Source organism: Planococcus sp. A6 (assembly GCF_028823615.1).
Lineage (GTDB): Bacteria > Bacillota > Bacilli > Bacillales_A > Planococcaceae > Planococcus.
The window spans coordinates 1-16,876 of the sequence record NZ_JAPEHT010000072.1; the positions used below are offsets into that span (position 1 = coordinate 1).

The 16,876-nt window shown below is 49.0% G+C and carries 20 protein-coding genes; 5 read left to right on the forward strand and 15 right to left on the reverse strand.

The features are described 5' to 3' along the window. Positions 1-229: 229 nt before the first annotated feature. From ON064_RS11545 to ON064_RS11560, 4 genes are all read right to left on the reverse strand, one after another. On the reverse strand, positions 230-475 hold the full coding sequence (locus ON064_RS11545) for a hypothetical protein (protein WP_274624886.1): 246 nt from the start codon (positions 473-475) through the stop codon (positions 230-232). Positions 476-522: 47 nt separating this feature from the next. Then, complete coding sequence (gene yidC, locus ON064_RS11550) at positions 523-1,320, reverse strand: membrane protein insertase YidC (protein ID WP_058381803.1); 798 nt, start codon at positions 1,318-1,320, stop codon at positions 523-525. Positions 1,321-1,463: 143 nt separating this feature from the next. Then, positions 1,464-2,249, reverse strand: coding sequence for an AraC family transcriptional regulator (locus ON064_RS11555; RefSeq protein ID WP_058381804.1), 786 nt, complete (start codon positions 2,247-2,249; stop codon positions 1,464-1,466). A 314-nt stretch (positions 2,250-2,563) separates the two neighbouring features. Next, positions 2,564-3,457, reverse strand: coding sequence for a diacylglycerol/lipid kinase family protein (locus ON064_RS11560; RefSeq protein ID WP_274624887.1), 894 nt, complete (start codon positions 3,455-3,457; stop codon positions 2,564-2,566). 184 nt (positions 3,458-3,641) lie between these two features. Here ON064_RS11560 and ON064_RS11565 point away from each other — a divergent pair, with 184 nt between their 5' ends. Continuing rightward, positions 3,642-4,766 carry an MFS transporter gene (locus tag ON064_RS11565; protein ID WP_274624888.1) on the forward strand — a complete coding sequence of 375 codons (1,125 nt, stop codon included), beginning with the start codon at positions 3,642-3,644 and terminating at the stop codon, positions 4,764-4,766. 47 nt (positions 4,767-4,813) lie between these two features. On the opposite strand, the gene ON064_RS11570 is transcribed toward ON064_RS11565, so the two are convergent. Both ON064_RS11570 and ON064_RS11575 read right to left on the reverse strand, forming a co-directional pair. After that, entirely contained in the window at positions 4,814-5,218 is a 405-nt protein-coding gene (locus tag ON064_RS11570) for a hypothetical protein (RefSeq protein WP_274624889.1), read from the reverse strand. Positions 5,219-5,285: 67 nt separating this feature from the next. Next, positions 5,286-5,744, reverse strand: a complete 459-nt coding sequence (locus tag ON064_RS11575; protein ID WP_274624890.1) for a GNAT family N-acetyltransferase — start codon at positions 5,742-5,744, stop codon at positions 5,286-5,288. A 94-nt stretch (positions 5,745-5,838) separates the two neighbouring features. Between ON064_RS11575 and ON064_RS11580 the strand changes: the two genes are divergently transcribed. Further along, the gene (locus ON064_RS11580; protein ID WP_101189486.1) at positions 5,839-6,330 is read left to right on the forward strand and encodes a GNAT family N-acetyltransferase; all 492 of its coding nucleotides are present in this window, start codon (positions 5,839-5,841) and stop codon (positions 6,328-6,330) included. A 76-nt stretch (positions 6,331-6,406) separates the two neighbouring features. Here ON064_RS11580 and ON064_RS11585 read toward each other — a convergent pair whose 3' ends face one another. From ON064_RS11585 to mntR, 6 genes are all read right to left on the reverse strand, one after another. Beyond that, complete coding sequence (locus ON064_RS11585; RefSeq protein ID WP_274624891.1) at positions 6,407-6,955, reverse strand: DUF4064 domain-containing protein; 549 nt, start codon at positions 6,953-6,955, stop codon at positions 6,407-6,409. Positions 6,956-7,399: 444 nt separating this feature from the next. Beyond that, the gene (locus tag ON064_RS11590; RefSeq protein ID WP_058381811.1) at positions 7,400-7,681 is read right to left on the reverse strand and encodes a GNAT family N-acetyltransferase; all 282 of its coding nucleotides are present in this window, start codon (positions 7,679-7,681) and stop codon (positions 7,400-7,402) included. A 79-nt stretch (positions 7,682-7,760) separates the two neighbouring features. Next, a complete protein-coding gene (locus tag ON064_RS11595) occupies positions 7,761-8,729 on the reverse strand; it encodes a ring-cleaving dioxygenase (protein ID WP_274624892.1) in 969 nt (322 codons plus the stop codon). A 207-nt stretch (positions 8,730-8,936) separates the two neighbouring features. Continuing rightward, positions 8,937-9,824 carry a DUF1002 domain-containing protein gene (locus ON064_RS11600; protein WP_274624893.1) on the reverse strand — a complete coding sequence of 296 codons (888 nt, stop codon included), beginning with the start codon at positions 9,822-9,824 and terminating at the stop codon, positions 8,937-8,939. Positions 9,825-9,878: 54 nt separating this feature from the next. Then, positions 9,879-10,739, reverse strand: a complete 861-nt coding sequence (locus ON064_RS11605; protein ID WP_121300942.1) for a CvfB family protein — start codon at positions 10,737-10,739, stop codon at positions 9,879-9,881. A gap of 24 nt (positions 10,740-10,763) precedes the next feature. Next, positions 10,764-11,186, reverse strand: a complete 423-nt coding sequence (mntR, locus tag ON064_RS11610; protein WP_274624894.1) for a transcriptional regulator MntR — start codon at positions 11,184-11,186, stop codon at positions 10,764-10,766. Between the two features lie 229 nt (positions 11,187-11,415). Here mntR and ON064_RS11615 point away from each other — a divergent pair, with 229 nt between their 5' ends. Further along, positions 11,416-11,571 carry a lmo0937 family membrane protein gene (locus ON064_RS11615; protein WP_121300999.1) on the forward strand — a complete coding sequence of 52 codons (156 nt, stop codon included), beginning with the start codon at positions 11,416-11,418 and terminating at the stop codon, positions 11,569-11,571. 60 nt (positions 11,572-11,631) lie between these two features. Here ON064_RS11615 and ON064_RS11620 read toward each other — a convergent pair whose 3' ends face one another. The 3 genes from ON064_RS11620 to ON064_RS11630 are packed head-to-tail and all read right to left on the reverse strand — an operon-like array spanning position 11,632 to position 15,190. After that, positions 11,632-12,750, reverse strand: a complete 1,119-nt coding sequence (locus tag ON064_RS11620; protein ID WP_274624895.1) for a GNAT family N-acetyltransferase — start codon at positions 12,748-12,750, stop codon at positions 11,632-11,634. A 21-nt stretch (positions 12,751-12,771) separates the two neighbouring features. Continuing rightward, positions 12,772-14,862, reverse strand: coding sequence for a heavy metal translocating P-type ATPase (locus tag ON064_RS11625; protein ID WP_274624896.1), 2,091 nt, complete (start codon positions 14,860-14,862; stop codon positions 12,772-12,774). Further along, positions 14,819-15,190 carry an ArsR/SmtB family transcription factor gene (locus tag ON064_RS11630; protein ID WP_121300938.1) on the reverse strand — a complete coding sequence of 124 codons (372 nt, stop codon included), beginning with the start codon at positions 15,188-15,190 and terminating at the stop codon, positions 14,819-14,821. Before ON064_RS11630 ends, ON064_RS11625 begins: the two co-directional genes overlap by 44 nt. Before the next feature lie 167 nt (positions 15,191-15,357). On the opposite strand from ON064_RS11630, the gene ON064_RS11635 reads away from it, so the two are divergent. Beyond that, positions 15,358-15,777, forward strand: a complete 420-nt coding sequence (locus ON064_RS11635; protein WP_274624897.1) for a universal stress protein — start codon at positions 15,358-15,360, stop codon at positions 15,775-15,777. Positions 15,778-15,873: 96 nt separating this feature from the next. Further along, positions 15,874-16,860 (forward strand): P1 family peptidase, encoded by a 987-nt coding sequence (locus ON064_RS11640; RefSeq protein WP_407951614.1) that lies wholly within the window; start codon positions 15,874-15,876, stop codon positions 16,858-16,860. Positions 16,861-16,876 lie beyond the last annotated feature (16 nt).

A 16,876-nucleotide genomic window follows, 5' to 3' on the forward strand; every position in this document is an offset into this window, starting at 1 on the left:
TCGCTTATTAAAAATATTTAGAAATAATTTTCTGACCCCCTTAACGGCCGCCACTGCTGCGAATAATTTGGCATAACTGTTAAGGGAGCTGGGAATTTTGAAAGAGATATCAAAGCATGACCTGCTGACCCTCATGAGTCAGTTGGACTTTCTTCTGGAAGAACGCAAAAAAGATAAACACCATCATACAGAAACAGCACAGGCTAATTAGCCTGTGCTGTTTTTTTCATTAGATGAAAATCGTGCCAAGAACGACGAAGAACAAAACGACGAAGATGATTGCCATGCCTTTCATCCATTTTGCTTCCCGGTCCATGCCGCGCTCTTTCATTTGTCTATAGCGGAACGTGTTCGTCAAGACGAACAAGAGCGTCATGAACAATACGGCAATTTCCATGCTGCCCATGAACAGGAAGCCGATCGCCAATATGCTGAGTAGTAAAATCAACACGCCTTGCAAAACCTTTGGATTCATAATGATCTCTCCTGAAAAAAAGCCGGCAGTTGCGCCGGCTTTTTTGTTTATTTGTTCTTGTCGGCTGTTTCAGTTTCTTCAACAGCTTCCAACGCTTTTTCCGGATGTTCCGAATAGAATTTCCGGCCGATGAACGTTTGGATGATCAACAAGATCCCGCCGACTGCCCAGTAGACTGGCAGTGCAGCCATCGATGTGAACGAGATGAACATGATCATGATCGGAGACAGGTAGATGAAGAATTTCATCTGTTTCTGCTGCTGTTCCGGCATGGTCCATAGCGACACTTTCGCCTGGAAGAAGTACACCGCACCCGCAATCAGCGTCATGGCAATATCCGGCGAACCGAGGTTGAACCAGAGGAATTCATGCGAACGCACATCCGGCGAATAGAGAATCGCAAAATACAAGCCCATGATGATCGGCATCTGGATGACGACCGGCAAACAGCCCATATTGAGCGGATTGACGTCATGTTTCTTATACAGCCCCATCATTTCCTGCTGGAGCTTCATTTGCTCTTCTTTATCCTTTGTTTCCTTCAAGCGCTTCTGGATGTCTTCCATTTCCGGGCGCATCTTATCCATCTTCACTTTCATGCCTTGCTGGCGCTTATACGTGCGCAGCATGAACGGCATCAAGACGAGGCGGATGATGATCGTGATGACCACGATCGCCATGCCGTAGCTTCCCCCGAAGAGGTTGCCTAAATAATCGAGCGAAAAATCAAATGGCGCTACAAAAATCGTGTAGAAAAATCCTTCTTTGTTTTCAACTGCTGAACAGCCGCTCAAGAAAGCGATCGTTGCCGCAAGCATGAGCAGTAATGTAAGTTTCTTTTTCACGTTTGTCACCTTCACCTTTTTGGACTACTAAGAAGTATAACGATATGACCGCAAAAATTCAATGCACTGTCCCGGGACTGGCTGCTTTTTTCATTTCTTGTGACAAAAATTAGGCATAAGAAAAAAGGAGAATTGCTTCTCCTTTACTTGGCATTCGGCAAGGTATAGCGGAAATAAGGGATATGCTGGCTGTCGCGGAATTGCTTCGGCGTGACCGAGGTATATTTTTTGAAGATCCGCGTGAAATAGCTCTGGTTGCAGAAATGGAACTGCTTGGAGATTTCCGAAATCCCTTTATTGGAATGGCGCAAATAATATTGCGATTCTTCCACACGCCGCACGTTCAAGTATTCTACCAATGTAATCCCTGCATGTTCGCGGAAAATGCGCGACAGGTGGCTGGTCGAAATATTGAAGTGTTTGGCGATCTCCTCTACCGACAAGTCGCGCTCCACTTCGTCGTTGATGAAAATGACGACTTTGTTGACGGTTTGGTGGCCGAATGACGGCTGTTTGCGTTCCGAGATGATCGATGTAAAAAACTCGATCAGTTCATCGGCAACATACATGAATTCCGAATCGTTCATATGCTTATCGACCAATTCGACACAAGCCGCATTGAAAGCGAACGCTTTTTTCGGCGGTACGCGCATTTCATACAATTTACGTGCCATGACGGACGATAAAATGATGTAATAATTGCGGACGGTACGGATGATGTCTTTTCCTGCATGAAGGGCGAGCATGTCGATCAATTCACGCAATGTTTCTTTGGCACGGTCTTTCTCCAGGTTGTGGATTTCGTGCATTAATTGAGTCTCCACTTCAAAAAAACGTTCGAGCCCCTCCAGCTGCGCGACGTTTTCCGTTTCGTTCATAAAGATTCTGGAAATAGTTTCCTGAATGGATGGTGTTTCGAGTATATTCATCTTCTCCCCGGCTTTCTATGTAAAAAATTTAACGAACTTATTCATTTAATGAACTGCTTGAATAAATAATAATAATAGCGTTTTACAGATAAATTTACAAGTTTTTAAGTAAATTGAGCTAATTTATTTTTCAAACATATGACATCGGTAACAGTTAAAACCAATTATACACTTAACTGTACGTTTCAGCGACGAAAAAGTTCCAATTTCCAATGTTTTTACAAAAAATTCAAAACAGGCCGTCGATGATACACGGCCTGTTCTGTGCTGCATTTATATCCGATTGAATGTACCCTGCGACATTTGGGACATTTTTAGTCGGTTTCCCCAGGAACGACCGCCCGTATGTGGCGCGGCATGATTTCAATATCAAATGGCGTGGTGCTGCCTTCATCGCCGTCGATATTACACGACAAGGGTTCGCTCGTACGGATCGAGACCCGCTTCGTATGGATGGCTTCCACCGACGGATCTTCTTCGAATTTGCCACGCACCAAAGCCGTCGCCATGCGGACAAATGCCGGAAGCGCAGCATTTTCGACAATATACAAATGGAGCAGACCGTCGTCGGTCAATGCTTCCGGCGCCAGCTTTTCAAACCCGCCCACCGAATTGGTCAATGCCACCAGGACGAGCTTCGCCTCCCCTTCCCAGGTGCCATGGTCATGTTCGATGACAAATGTCGTAACTTCATCGGAAGTGACTGCTTTGACGCCTTCGACGAAATAAGCAAAAGCCCCGAGCTTGGTCTTTTGTTCAGGCTCCACTTCATAGGTGGATTCGGCAATTTCACCGATTGCCAGGATATTCATGAAGTATTGATCCCCCACTTTTCCGATATCCACACGTTTTTCACGTCCAGTTTTCAAACCTTCGATCGCTTCTTCCGGATCCAATGAAATGCCGAGCGCACGGGCGAAGTCATTGACTGTGCCGAGCGGGACCAATCCGAAAAGCGGTTCATGTTCTTTTTCCGCCAAACCCGACACCGCTTCGTTTATCGTCCCGTCCCCGCCCATCGCCACAACGAGGTCATAGTGCTTTTCGCAGGCTTCTTCAGCAAAGAGCGTGGCATCTCCCGGACCTGTCGTTTCACGCATATCGGCTTCATAGCCCATCTCAATTAATGTCTTTTCCGCAAAATCTTTATAATCTGCCGCTTTTTCCTTCCCTGAGGAAGGATTCCATATGAACATCGCTTTTTTCATCTTTTCCCCTCCGGTGCTATAATAAGGTCATGTATTTCAATACCCTAAACATCGCGGAATGTAATCCACCTTGCCGCATTTATTTCATTTCAATCAGGCGCCTGCTCCGGCCCTGGTGACAAATGCGCCGCTAAAGTTGGAAGTGCTATACATCATCACATCTTAAAGGAAGTTGGGGACCCCCTTGCGCTTTTTCATCTATCTTATCATCTTCTTCGCATTTTTCGATTTATTTGCCCAATTGCCGATCATCAGCCCGTTTGCCGTATCACTCGGTGCGGGACCGTTTTTGGCAGGGCTTGCTGTCGGGATGTACTCATTGTCGAACACATTCGGCAATATCATCTCAGGTATCTTCTCCGACCGCAAAGGGCCTTTTGCCATCTTGCTGACGGGGCTTGCTTCGACAAGTGCGGCGCTGTTCATCTACGGTTTGGCGGACGGCCCTTACAGCCTCCTCGCCATCCGTTTTTTACATGGCTTAGCGGCCGGGTTGACGGTACCGGCCGCGTTCACTTATTTAGCGAACCGCACCGATCATAGCCGCCGCGGTAAAAATGCAGCGATTTCTGGCGCCTTCGTTGGGCTTGCGGCAATCATCGGCCCCGCTTACGGAGCGATTTATACAAGCCGCGGCAGCGTCCCAGAGACCATGGCCGTCACGGGCACCTTGATCGGCTTGTTCGCGTTTGCTGCGTTCTTCCTGTTGCGGACACATCAAGTGAACAAGCAAACGCATCGTTCACCTACCAAACGCCCAGCTTTCCAATGGAACGCGGGGCTTTGGCGATCGTTTTCAGGCGCGTTCTTCCTGATGTTCTCCCAAGGCGTGCTCGCTTATATGTTACCGCTTAAAGTGGAAGCGCTCGGGTTTCCCACTCAGCTGAGCGGCTTATTGCTAAGTGCATTCGGTTTAGCGGCCATCCTGGTCTTCCTATTGCCGATCAACCGGCTGTTCGATGCCGTGCGCCCGATCATCACGTTAATCATTGGCTTTGCGGTCATGGGCACTTCGTTGTTCGCACTCGCCAATATCTCAACAGAACCGCTATTATATGCGGCAATGTGTACGTATGGATTCGGTTTCGCGCTGTTGTTCCCTTCGATCAATTCCTTATTGATCGATGCCACAGAACCCGCGTCAAGAGGGCGTGCTTACGGCTATTTTTACGCCTTTTTCTCAATCGGGGTCGTTGCAGGGTCCGGAGTGACCGGGGCTTTGGCACTCACTGCAGACGGCGGTTTCCTGTTCAGCGGCTCGCTATTGCTGTCGATCGCCTTGGCCAATTGGCTGACGCTCGAACGTTGATTTTCTTGGCCATGAAAAAAGACCGCCTCGGCANGTCTTTTTGAAGTTTACAGTTTATCGGTATTCAAACGCGGCTCGGCTGAAACCGAATCGGTATTCTCCGATTTTTCTTCGCTATCATCGTTTGACGAAAGCTTCACATCGTCGTTAGCTTCCTTCTTTTCTTTCTGTTCTTTTTCATTGTAGTACTGGACAGTTGCTTGTGTTCCGCCTTCTGCCGTCATCTTGTTTTCCTGCAGGTCGGTCTTGTCCAATCCTTCAGTCTTTTGGTCTTGCTGGTTTTTGTTCTGGTCTAAGTTTTGGGATTCCATATACTCGTTCACCTTCGCTTTCACGTCATTAAATGCAACAGTTGCTTTCTCGCGGTTTTCCGATTTTTTGAAATATGCGTATGCACCGGCTGCTAGCCCTGCCAAAAGCAAGCCTCTGCCGCCACCTTTTTTCCTAGCCATTTGCAGCACTCCTTTTACTTTTCTTGTTATTCCTTGTTTACCCTAATCGCCTAAAGCTAATCATGAATCATCCAGCTGTTTCGGCCGCAGATCGCTTCATATCGATATGCGGGATGCCGTCCTCATCGTAAACTTCCGAAATCGCTTCAAAACCGAATGAGCCATAAAAATCTTTCAAATACTCTTGCCCTTGCAATTGGATCTCCGGTTCTTCCCATTGTTCGTCAATATAGCGGATAGAGCGCTCGAGGAGTTCTTTTGCCAGCCCGCGGCCACGCGCCTCTTTCCGGACGATGACGCGGCCGATCGATGGCACATCGTATTTTTTCCCTGCCGGCACCAGCCGGGCATAGGCAAGCACCTTGCCGTCTTCTTCGTACACGATATGGGTTGAGACTTCATCCAAGCCGTCCAATTCCGGATACGGGCAATTCTGTTCTACAACAAATACTTCGACACGAAGCTTCAATATATTGTATAATGCTTGTGCTGTGAAGTCGTCAAATTGATAACTTTTCCACGCCATAATCAATCGCCTCCTGTGATTTCATTATTCCACATCAATGGCTATTCAGGCTAGAGTTTGATATGATAGCAAAAATAATTCCAGAGGTGATCGCATGATTCGCACAGGTACACCGGCAGATATCGAATCTGTACGGGAAATCGCTCACATCAGCTGGAATGATACGTACGAAGGGATCATTCCATCTCCCATACAACAGAAGTTTTTGGAGCAATCTTATTCAACCCCGATGCTCGAAATGCGCATGGAGCGGACGATTCTCCTGCTTGCCGAACAAGACGGGCAAGCTGTGGGCTTCGCGAACTTCACGAAAGTCGATGAAGACGGCGATGCCGAATTGATCGCTATGTACATGAAGCCTGAGCACCAGCGTTCGGGCTTCGGCAAGAAATTGCTATCGGACGGCTTGTCGCGCTTAAAAGGCGGGCAGCAATTATTCGTCTACGTTGAAAGCGAAAACCAAAAAGGCCGCAACTTCTACGAAGCTAACGGCTTCCTCTTGCTTGAAGAGTTCGAGGAATTGTTTGAAGGTCACCCTCTTCAGACAGCTAAATATGTTTTCGACCTTTCTGGCCAAGCGCAATAAATCTATAGACACTCAAAAACCCCCTCGAATTCGCTTCGAGGGGGTTTTGTTTAGTTAAGTCTTAAATTTCCTATTCTTATAACGGGCGGTACGGCGTGTCGTCTTCACGTGTCACCGTATCATTGCTTGTAACTGGTTCATTGCTGCGGCCCATCAATTCATCTTCACGTAGCGGCGGCTTGCGCACGAAGCACATGATCGCAGCGATGTAGAAGAGGATGGACGTCAGTGACAAGATCCCGGCGAAGATTCCGGCAAGGATGAAGAAAATGCCGGCCGTGTTTGCCGTATCAAAAGATTTCAGTTTCGTGATGGCCAAAATGGCGAATACTGTACTCACAACCAATAATGCGACGACGATCCAGCCAAGCACATCAAATCCTTGTACGAATGAATTGACCATGTCCATGGTCATCTCGACATCTCCTGGATTCGTCAAGTTTGGATCATTGCGGATTTCCTCTTCCAATTGCATCTGCATCTGGCTGCCTTCAAAACCACTCAAGCTGGTGATGACAATGATCGATAGGATAATGCCGATAACGTTAAAAATGGAACCGATGATGCCAAGAGCCTTTTCCCCTGTTCTTTTGATGGACCCGTAATTCTCTGGTGTCTGATTCATAAAAACCCTCCTATTTCTGTTTCGGACACTCCGCTGCAGTGGATATTCCACATTGCGCGTAGCCTCTCCGCTTTCCTTATTATGGTTCTACCCTCATACATACGCTTTCATGCCGTTTAAGTTTCGCATTACTTTAATTCCCGCTAAAAACTTATTAAAACTTGTTTAACCTTTATCAAGCTGGGTATTTTATTACTATCAGCAACAAAAGACAAATTATAAAAGGGGTTCTAAAAAATGGAAAATAAACTAATTTTTAACCAAGCAGATTTCATGTACGGAGTAGGCGGCGCATCTATCCTTACAGCCATCGTGTTCTTCATGACAAGCCTGTAAGAAGGAGTGAGCCTATGAGTCAAACATTCATCAATACATAGAAAAGCAATCCATCCCAAAAGAGGAGACGGATTGCTTTTTTTGCGTCTTGCTATGTGGTTTGGCGGATCAGGCTTTGACATCGTTATATTCATCAGAACGTTCAAACGTTTCTGCTACATATGAACAAACCGGCTGCATCTTGAACTGGTTTTCACGCGCGTAAGCTGCTGCATGGTCGACCAGTTTCTTGGCAAGCCCTTGATTGCGCAGGCTTTCTTCGACATAAGTATATTCCATGACCATCAAATCAGCCATTTGTGTCCACGTGATTTCAGCTTTCACCGTCTCGCCGTCTGTTTCGCGAAAAGCGAATTCATCATGTCCAAGTTCTGTAAATTTCAATTCCATCGATCCAATTCCTCCTTATGTTCCACTTAATCTGTGCAAGCGAGTCGACACCCTCTGCGGCTTAAAGCTTCACCGCCAGCTAGCGGTTGATCTTCAAGGGGCGGAGAGAGTCTTCGATTTCCTTGCGTCTTGGCTCAAGGAATGGCGGCAAGGCCAAACCTTCACCAAGCTCGTCTGCGTTTTCATCAGTCGCAAAGCCAGGCTCATCTGTCGATAACTCAAACAGGATCCCGTTCGGCTCCCTAAAATAAATCGCTTTGAAGTAATAGCGATCCACTTCACCCGAAGTTTGGAAGCCATTGGCACGCAAATATTCGTTCCACTGATTATACTCTTCGTAAGTTTTCACGCGGAACGCTACATGATGGACACTTCCCCGGCCAGGACGCTCCGGCGGGAGGTCTGAGCGTTCCTCTAAATGTATTTCGCCGCCAGGGCCGCCTTCTCCTGTTGAGAAGACGAGAATTTCGGGCTGCCCTTCCACTTCGGGCGCATAAGCACCAGCTTTGGAAAACCCGAGAATATCCGTCAACACCTTTGCTGTACGCTCCGCTTTCCGCACCGTCAGCCTGACAGGCCCGAGTCCGCGGATCGCGAACTCTTCCGGAACACTCGCTTGTGTCCAAGGCTCACCAAACGGAATACCTTCTCCATTGTCGACGACAAGCATCAGGCGAGACCCTTCAAAATCCTGAAATTCCACGGTATCCCGGCCGAAGCGCTGTGTTTTTTCGCTGTGCGGGACGCCGAACTCATGGAAACGCTCCAACCAATAATCAAGTGCTTCGCTTGATGGGAGGCGGAAGCCTGTATGGCTGATGGAAGTAACACCCGGATAGGTCCTGCCTGCCATCGGAATATCAAAATAAGTCATATCGGTTCCCGGTGTTCCTACTGCGTCTGCATAAAACAGATGATAGGAAGACGGGTTATCCTGGTTGACGCTTTTTTTGACGAGGCGCATCCCAAGAATGCGCGTGAAGAAGTCATGGTTTTTAGCTGCGTTGGCTGTAATGGCCGAAACGTGGTGAATGCCTGCAACTTGCATGAAAAGCACCCTTTCTTTATCTCGAATTCGAGATTATTACTTTTAGTTTATCATTTCATACCGTTTTTCTGCAAGACTGCTGTTTTTGCTTTGCGGTCAAGCTGATGAAACGCAAAAAAACTGTCCAGGAAACCATTTTCATGATTTCCCAGGACAGCATTGTTTTCTATACTTTTATTTAAAACTTCATCATTGCGCAAAGATGGCTCAGTTGAACCAACCGCGAACGGTATTGGCCAGATCGCGGAAAAACTGTTTAACGCTTTCCCAAAACCCTTCATCGTTGACGATTGTGCCGATTTTGTCTTCAATCGTCTTGCTCAAATCTTCAAGTTCAGTCGACCATTTCGAGAAATCGATATCGAGCTGACGGATGCGGTCCATCAAATCGACCAGCAATTGGCGGTCTTCAGGGCTTAATTCGATCTGAAGGCGGCTCAATTGCTCTTCGACAATCTGCTCCACGTCTTCACGTGTTGCCGGATTCTGCTCAGCAATCTGCTTTTTGATTTCTGTCAGCAATTCGCTGACTTTTTCCTGGTCAACGCCACCTTCGGATAATTCCGTAGCGACGGATAATTCATCGTTGGCGACATCCGTCCGCTCAGGGTCGAGCTGTTCCCCGTTCACTTCATAGGCTTTGTAGATCCCGACAAGCGCAGAATGCCCCGTTACCGCTTTCGGCGCAGCCACTTCCACGGTGGCGTTTTCAATGCCGGCCGTCAGCATGGCATTGGCGTACATTTCTGTCGTCACTTGGGTGATATTGTCGGGCGTGGCGATTTCGATGACCAGGCCTTCACCTTCGTCAGTGCGTGTAATCTTGGCAGAGGAATACATACGCGCACGCGCGTCACCGTCTGTGATGTATTTGACCAGGTCCTGCCCAGTTACTTCAATTTCTTCCACTTCAGCTTCTCCTGCAACGTCCAGGCTTTCAGCGACTTGCGCCTTTTCATCTGCAGACAAATCGCCTCCGTAGACGACGATCGGCAAGCCGAATTTCTCATTTATCCCGACATTCGCGGATGCTGCGCCGGCAAAAGCCAACACGAAGGCAAGCGCCAAAGCGGCAAGTGTCATTGTTTTTTTCATCTTTTTTTGCCCCTTTCTTCAAATATTAGTACGCATTTGAGGCAGAAAGGTTCCTTACCCGAGCAATTTTGTCCAGCCGTCTTCTTGCACGATGCGGCGTTCTTTGTAAAGACGGCCGAGCGCACGCTTGAATGCCGCTTTGCTCATGCCGAACATTTCCATGATTTCATCGGGCGACGATTTGTCCGTAAACGGCATTTGGCCGCCTGCATTTTCCAAATAGCGCAGGATCTCTTCCGCATCATCCGACAGGCGTTCCTGTTTGCGCGGCAAGAGAGACCCGTTGAGCGTGCCGTCGTCTTTGACATCGATGACGCGCACCGTTTTTTCTTCGCCGAGGCGCGGTTCCGCTTCGCGCTCTGTTTCATGGACAAAGACACGGTAGTTTTCCGGCACCGACAGCATGAATGAGCCGACTGGCAGCAAGCGGTAAGCGCGTGCTTTCAAATCTTTGTTATAGACTTCAGCAGGCGCACGCTCACAAAGTTCAAGCACCTTTTCTTCTGTCGCTAAACGCCCGTATAGATCACCGTAGCGGTCTGTGCGAAGCGTCATGAAAATATGGTCGCCTTGAGCTGGCCATAGTTCCTGCACCGGCGGTAAATCAGCAGGCAGGACGTAAACTTCGCGTGTCGTTCCGATATCGACCACTGCGCCTTCTCGCGGTGAAACCTTCAATACTTTAGCCCAGCCATATTCACTCGGCAAAATATGCGGGATCATCGGCGTGGCGGAAATGCCGCCTTGGCGGTTGCGGTACAAGAAGACTTCAATCTCCTCGCCTACCTCTTGTCCTTCTTCAATTTCCGATGCGTTCATTGTCACTTCATCCCCGGAACCATCCGTTAAGATCCACTGGGAAGTGGAACGGTCTTTTATGTGCAATAATGCTTTCAATCCTGGATGCAAAGCCATGCTGCATACCTCCTTCTATTTGGGTTAGTTATTTTTTTGCTCATTGCTTAATTTCTTCAATTTTTCCGCTATGCCCTTATCTTCTTCAAGCAACTGGACCAGGTCAGCGATACGGTCGATGGAATTCCAGCTCAAATGGTGCTCGATTCCTTCAACGTCGCCGTAGATTTTATCTTCATCCACACCGATCAGCCGCAAAAATTGCTCAAGCAAATCATGGCGCTGCAGCAAGCGCTTGCCGAGTTTCTGCCCCTTAGGCGTCAGCATCAGCCCTCGGTAGCGTTCGTAGATCAAATAGCCATCCTTATCGAGTTTTTGCACCATCTTCGTCACCGATGATGGCAGCACCGATAGCGCCTCGGCAATATCCGAGACGCGTGCGTACCCTTTTTGCTCTATTAATGAATAAATGATTTCAATATGGTCTTCCATACTTGGAGTAGGCAAATTCCGTTCCTCCCTCGCGTCGCTATGTTCAGTTTACTATACTGCTGCCTTGTGAACAACTGAGCACGGGCGCTTCGCATGCGCGTTTTCAATGCGCCGAATAAAGGCAATTTTCCAACATTCATTAAAGCGACATTGAACGGACGATGAAAGGTTTAGCGGATTTTCGCTCAGGGTAATGATAGATATAACACAAAAAATAGATGTAGCCGAGAGGTAGGTGGAAAACATGGGACGTATTCTTTGGATTATTTTGGTAGTAATTCTTGCGGTATGGGTGATCGGATTCTTATTAGACGTAGCAGGCGGACTTATTCACATTCTTTTGATCATCGCAGCAATCGTCTTGATCGTTAACTTAGTGACAGGCAGGAAAGGTGTTTAGATAAACACCGGACCCTAAAAACCCCGTGAAAGCAGAGCAATCTGCTTTCACGGGGTTTTTTCATGCTCTCACTTTCGCATAGACGCATGTATCGCGGATTTTTCCGTCATGTCTCGACAGACTGTCCTTACGCAAAATGCCTTCGAGTTCAAAGCCAAGACGCTCCGCTACTGCACGGCTCCGCACATTGTCCGGGTCGCAGCGGATTTCGACGCGGTTCGCTTGCAACTCTTCGAATGCAAAACGCGTGATGCGCTCTACCGCTTCCGTTACATAGCCTTTTCCTTCAAAGCGGCTGTCCACCCAATAGCCGATTTCGAATTTGCGCACTTCCCAGTCAATGCGGTGCAAGCCGCTTGAACCGATGAACTGTCCGCTGTTCTTATCAAAGAAATGCAGCCGCAGGTCTTTGCGCAACGTGAAATCAGTTTCCGCTTGAATCAAATTCGCCGTCATTTCCGCAAGATTCGGCTCGTGTTGCGCAAATGGCATCCACGGGCGCAGCGCTTCCAATGAGTGGCGCACTGCTTCAAAACTAAGCACGGCATCTTCCCTTTTCGGTGCACGGATCAATAAACGCTCTGATTCGAATGTTTCCGGAAATTCCAGCAACAACGGATTAAAAGGGGGTTCTGCTGGCGCTTTGACCGCGTCATCCCACATGACAGGCGTCGTCACACCCGCTTCCCAGTCTTCACGGGTCATCCCGTAAGTTACCGCGTCATGGTAACGGTTTTGTTTCGGCGAAAACCACGCTTGGCGCAAATGCGCTTCCTTCACGAAACCGGTTCGTTCGAACGCTTTACGCATCGCAAAATTATCGTGGCGCGTATGGCCTTCTAGGCGGATTTTCTTCTCCGGTAAGGAAAAGACGAAATCAGCGATCATGCGCAATGCTTTCGGGCCATAGCCTTGCCCACGGTAAGAATCGGCAATCCGCAAATCGAATAACGGAATCTCATCCTGCAGGTCGAAGATTTTTACCAAGCCCACTTGCTCACCTTCATCGCTTTCAATCCAAAAGGTCTTCACCTGATCCGATTTATAGCCACCTTCTACGATCGTCTTTTCGATCAAAGCGCGCACCGGGTGTTCGTGGCCATGATAAGGCCATGAGTTGGTCGTCATAAACTCGATCAATTTCTCGTGCTCTTCCATGGTCCATTCTGTTAACTTCAAATCGCAACCTCCAAACGCCTCTTACTTCTGGACTTTTACCAAGCGCAATGCATTCAAGATGACCAATAGCGTAGCCCCCATATCCGCAAAAATCGCGATCCATAAAGTGAGCCAGCCTGGAATGATCAATAGCAGAGCCAAGATTTTCAGTGCCAGTGCAAAGATGATATTTTCCTTTATTATACGCAAAGTTTTTCTGCTTAGTCGAATGGTATATGGAAGTTTCTCCAAATCATCCGCCATCAAGGCGATATCCGCTGTCTCCAGCGCTGCGTCCGTTCCGGCTCCGCCCATGGCTATACCGATATCGGACGCTGCGAGTGCCGGTGCGTCGTTGATGCCGTCACCGACCATCGCTACGCGGCCATATTTTGACTGCAGCTCTTTAACGGCGGCTAATTTATCTTCAGGCATCAAGCCGGCGCGAATATCCGTCACGCCGATTTCCGCAGCAATCGCTTTTGCTGTTGCAGGATGATCCCCTGTCAGCATGATCGTGCGACTGATACCGATTTCCTTCAAGCGCTCGATGATGGCCGGACTTTCTTCCCGAATGGCGTCCGCAACGCCGATCACCCCGAATAGATGCTTGCCGGAAAATACCGCCATCGCAGATTTTCCGCTTTCCTGCAGGCCATAGGCAGCTGCCGGTGCATGGAAGCCGTGCTCCTCTGCCCATTTCAAGCTGCCGACACGGATGCGCGTGCCACCGATTTCTGCATGCACCCCTTTGCCGGTCAAGGATTGAAAGCGTTCGGATGGGTACAGTTCAGGTGCTTGTTTGGTGATGGCACGTGCGAGCGGATGCTGTGACAAGGCTTCGACTGACGCCGCAAGCTTGACTACTTCCTCAGACGTATAGCCTTCTTCAGGCAATACGTCTGTCAATTCCGGATAGCCTTTTGTCAAAGTGCCGGTCTTGTCGAATGCGACTGCCTGGATACGCCCTGTTTCTTCTAAATGGATGCCGCCTTTGATGAGCACGCCCTGTCTTGCCGCATTGCCGATCGCCGTGACAATCGCCACAGGCGTCGATACGACGAGTGCACATGGGCAGCCGACAACGAGCACGGCCAAGCCTTGATACACCCACAGCTCCCAATTACCCGTGACAAATCCCGGAACGAGCGCGACTAGAAAGGCGACAGCAATAATTGCCGGTGTGTAGTATTTCGCGAAGCGGTCGACAAATTGCTGCGAAGGCGCTTTTTCCGCCTGCGCTTCTTCAACTAAATGAATGATTTTCGCGATGGTCGTATCTTCCACACGTTTGGTGACGGTTACTTCCAATGCGCCTTCTTCGTTCATCGTTCCGGCAAACACTTCATCCCCCGGCTGTTTTGTCGCAGGAATCGATTCGCCGGTGATCGCCGCCTGGTTGACAGCCGATTCACCGCGCAGCACCGTGCCGTCCATTGCGATTTTTTGACCGGGCTTGACGATCAATACGTCACCGATGCGGATGTCTTCCGTTTCCAGTTCAATCAATTCGCCGTCGCGCTGGATCAATGCACGTGACGGGGCCAAGTCCATGAGCGAACGGATCGATTGGCGCGCTTTGTTCATCGAGAACGATTCCAGCGCTTCACTGATGGCGAATAAGAATACGACAACTGCGCCTTCCCGCCACTCGCCGATGATAACCGCGCCGATGATCGCGATGGTCATCAATGTTTTCATATCGAACTCCAAGCGGCTGAGGTTTTTCACTCCCGTGGAAAACATTCGATAGCCGCCAATCAACATCGATGCGCCGAACAAGCCGATCGACCATGGATGTGTCTCCCCAAGCTGGAATGAAGCGATGATGCCGGCGATGAGAAAGACGAACGAAATGGCCGTTTCGACCGTCTGGCGCCGTTTATAAAACGGTATATGTGGAACGCGTTGTTTTTCCGGATAGACGCGGATATGGTCGAATGCTCCCGCTTTTTCCAATTCTTCGATCGAAACATTGCCATCGACCCGCAGTTTGGAAGCTCCGAAGTTCAGCTCTACATGTTTCGCTTCCGGCAAATTGCGGATATTCTGTTCGAACTTCGCCGCACAGCTGGTACAAGATAAATTTTCAAGACGATAAGTTTTGCTCAACTGAAACACCTTCTTTCGCATGCTCATTCGCGATGGTCACAAGCTGGCGCACATGGTCATCCGATAAGGAATAATAAATCTGCTTGCCTTTGCGTTCAGATTTCGCCAAATCCCGCTCGCGCAAATACCGCAGATGATGAGAGGCTGTCGCTGTCGATGAACCGATCACTGCAGCGATGTCGCAGACGCACATTTCAGGCTCGATCGTCAGCGCATAAGCGATCTTCAGGCGCGTTTCATCCGCCAGCGCTTTGAATAAAGCCGAAACGCCATCGAGCTCAACCATATGCTGCTGCACCCGATCGACCGCTTCGGGATGGACTTTTGTAATATCGCAAACTTCTTTCATCCTGTTCACACCTTTCATTCAAACCTTCATTTGATTGATTTCAGTATACGTCTATCCAACCTAACAGTCAAATGCCCATTTGAATGAAAAACGCTACTACCCGCTCGCAATTCAGTAAATGCTATACTATTGAAAACACCGACACCATAGAACAGGAGAGACGAATTATGTACCAAAACGTATTGGTCGCCATTGATGGATCTGATCACTCAAAACGCGCCGCACAACATGCAATTCAGCTCGTTGAAGGCACGCCTGAAGCAAAAGTGACTATTATTTGTGCCGTCGATTACGGAAAATCCGAAAAGGAAAGCAATCGCGGGCTCACAGGTGAGCAAATAGACGAAGCCGCTCGCGATTATCTTGAGCCCTTCGAAGATATCTTCCACCAGGCAGGCGTCCGTGTGAAAAGCGTTATTGTCCACGGTGCACCTGGGCCAGCCATCGTCTCCCATGCGAACGAACATCCATACGATATCGTCATCATCGGCAGCCGTGGCTTGAATCCTGTTCAAGAATTTGTGCTCGGCAGCGTCAGCCATAAAGTGGCAAAGCGTGTCAAAGTGCCGGTCCTGGTCATCAAGTAAAGAAAACTGCATTCTGTGGAGCTGTTCGATTCCACATTGTTGAACAACATCCGAATCCGTAGCCTATCATGCAGGAAAACAGAAATGGGGATTATGATGCATAAAGAAAGACGCAATTCCATCGCCGATGTGCCGGGCGTTACAGTAGGCCATGTCACACTCAATGAAAAGATTAATGAAGAGGAATCGGTCTGCACCGGTGTCACCGCGATCCTGCCGCATGCTGGCAACTGGTTCGAACAAAAAACGCCTGCTGCATCGTTTGTGTTGAATGGCTTCGGCAAAACCGCCGGGCTCATCCAGGTCGATGAACTTGGCGTGCTCGAATCCCCGATTATGCTGACCAATACTTTCAGCGTGGCGGCGGTGCTGCAAGGGACGATGGACTATATGCTCGCTGAAAATCCAGCGATCGGCGATTCGACCAGCTCATTGAATTTGCTTGTCGGCGAATGCAATGACAGCTATTTAAATTCGATGCGGCGGATGGCGGTCGAACCTCTTCATGCCGCCGAGGCGATTCGCACAGCTTCCGCTGACTTTGCACAAGGGGCTGTCGGGGCCGGCAAAGGGATGATTTGCTATGGCGTCAAAGGGGGCATCGGCTCTTCTTCACGCACAGTGGAATACGGGGATGAACAGTTCACGGCCGGCGCGCTCGTTTTGACCAATTTCGGGCGCAAAGAAGAAATCGCCATCGCCAATTGGCTGCCGGAAAATATTCCGGAACAGCGGGCGGACGGATCCGTCATCATCGTCATCGCCACCGATGCACCGCTTGATAGCCGCCAGCTGAAGCGGCTCGCCAAACGTGCGGCGATCGGACTTGGCCGCACCGGCACGCATGTACATAACGGCTCAGGGGACATCATCATCGCCTTCTCCACCGCCTATACAATTCCCCACCAGCAGCAATCGCCTTTTACCAATTTTCGGCTATTGCGCGATGACCATGAAGTGATGGCTTCGCTTTTCCAAGGGGTGATCGAATCGACGGAAGAAGCAGTCTATCAATCACTATTCCATGCCGAAACCACTGTTGGGCGCATGGGACGCGTCGTCGAAAAAGGCTTGTTCGAATAAAACGCAATACAAAAAA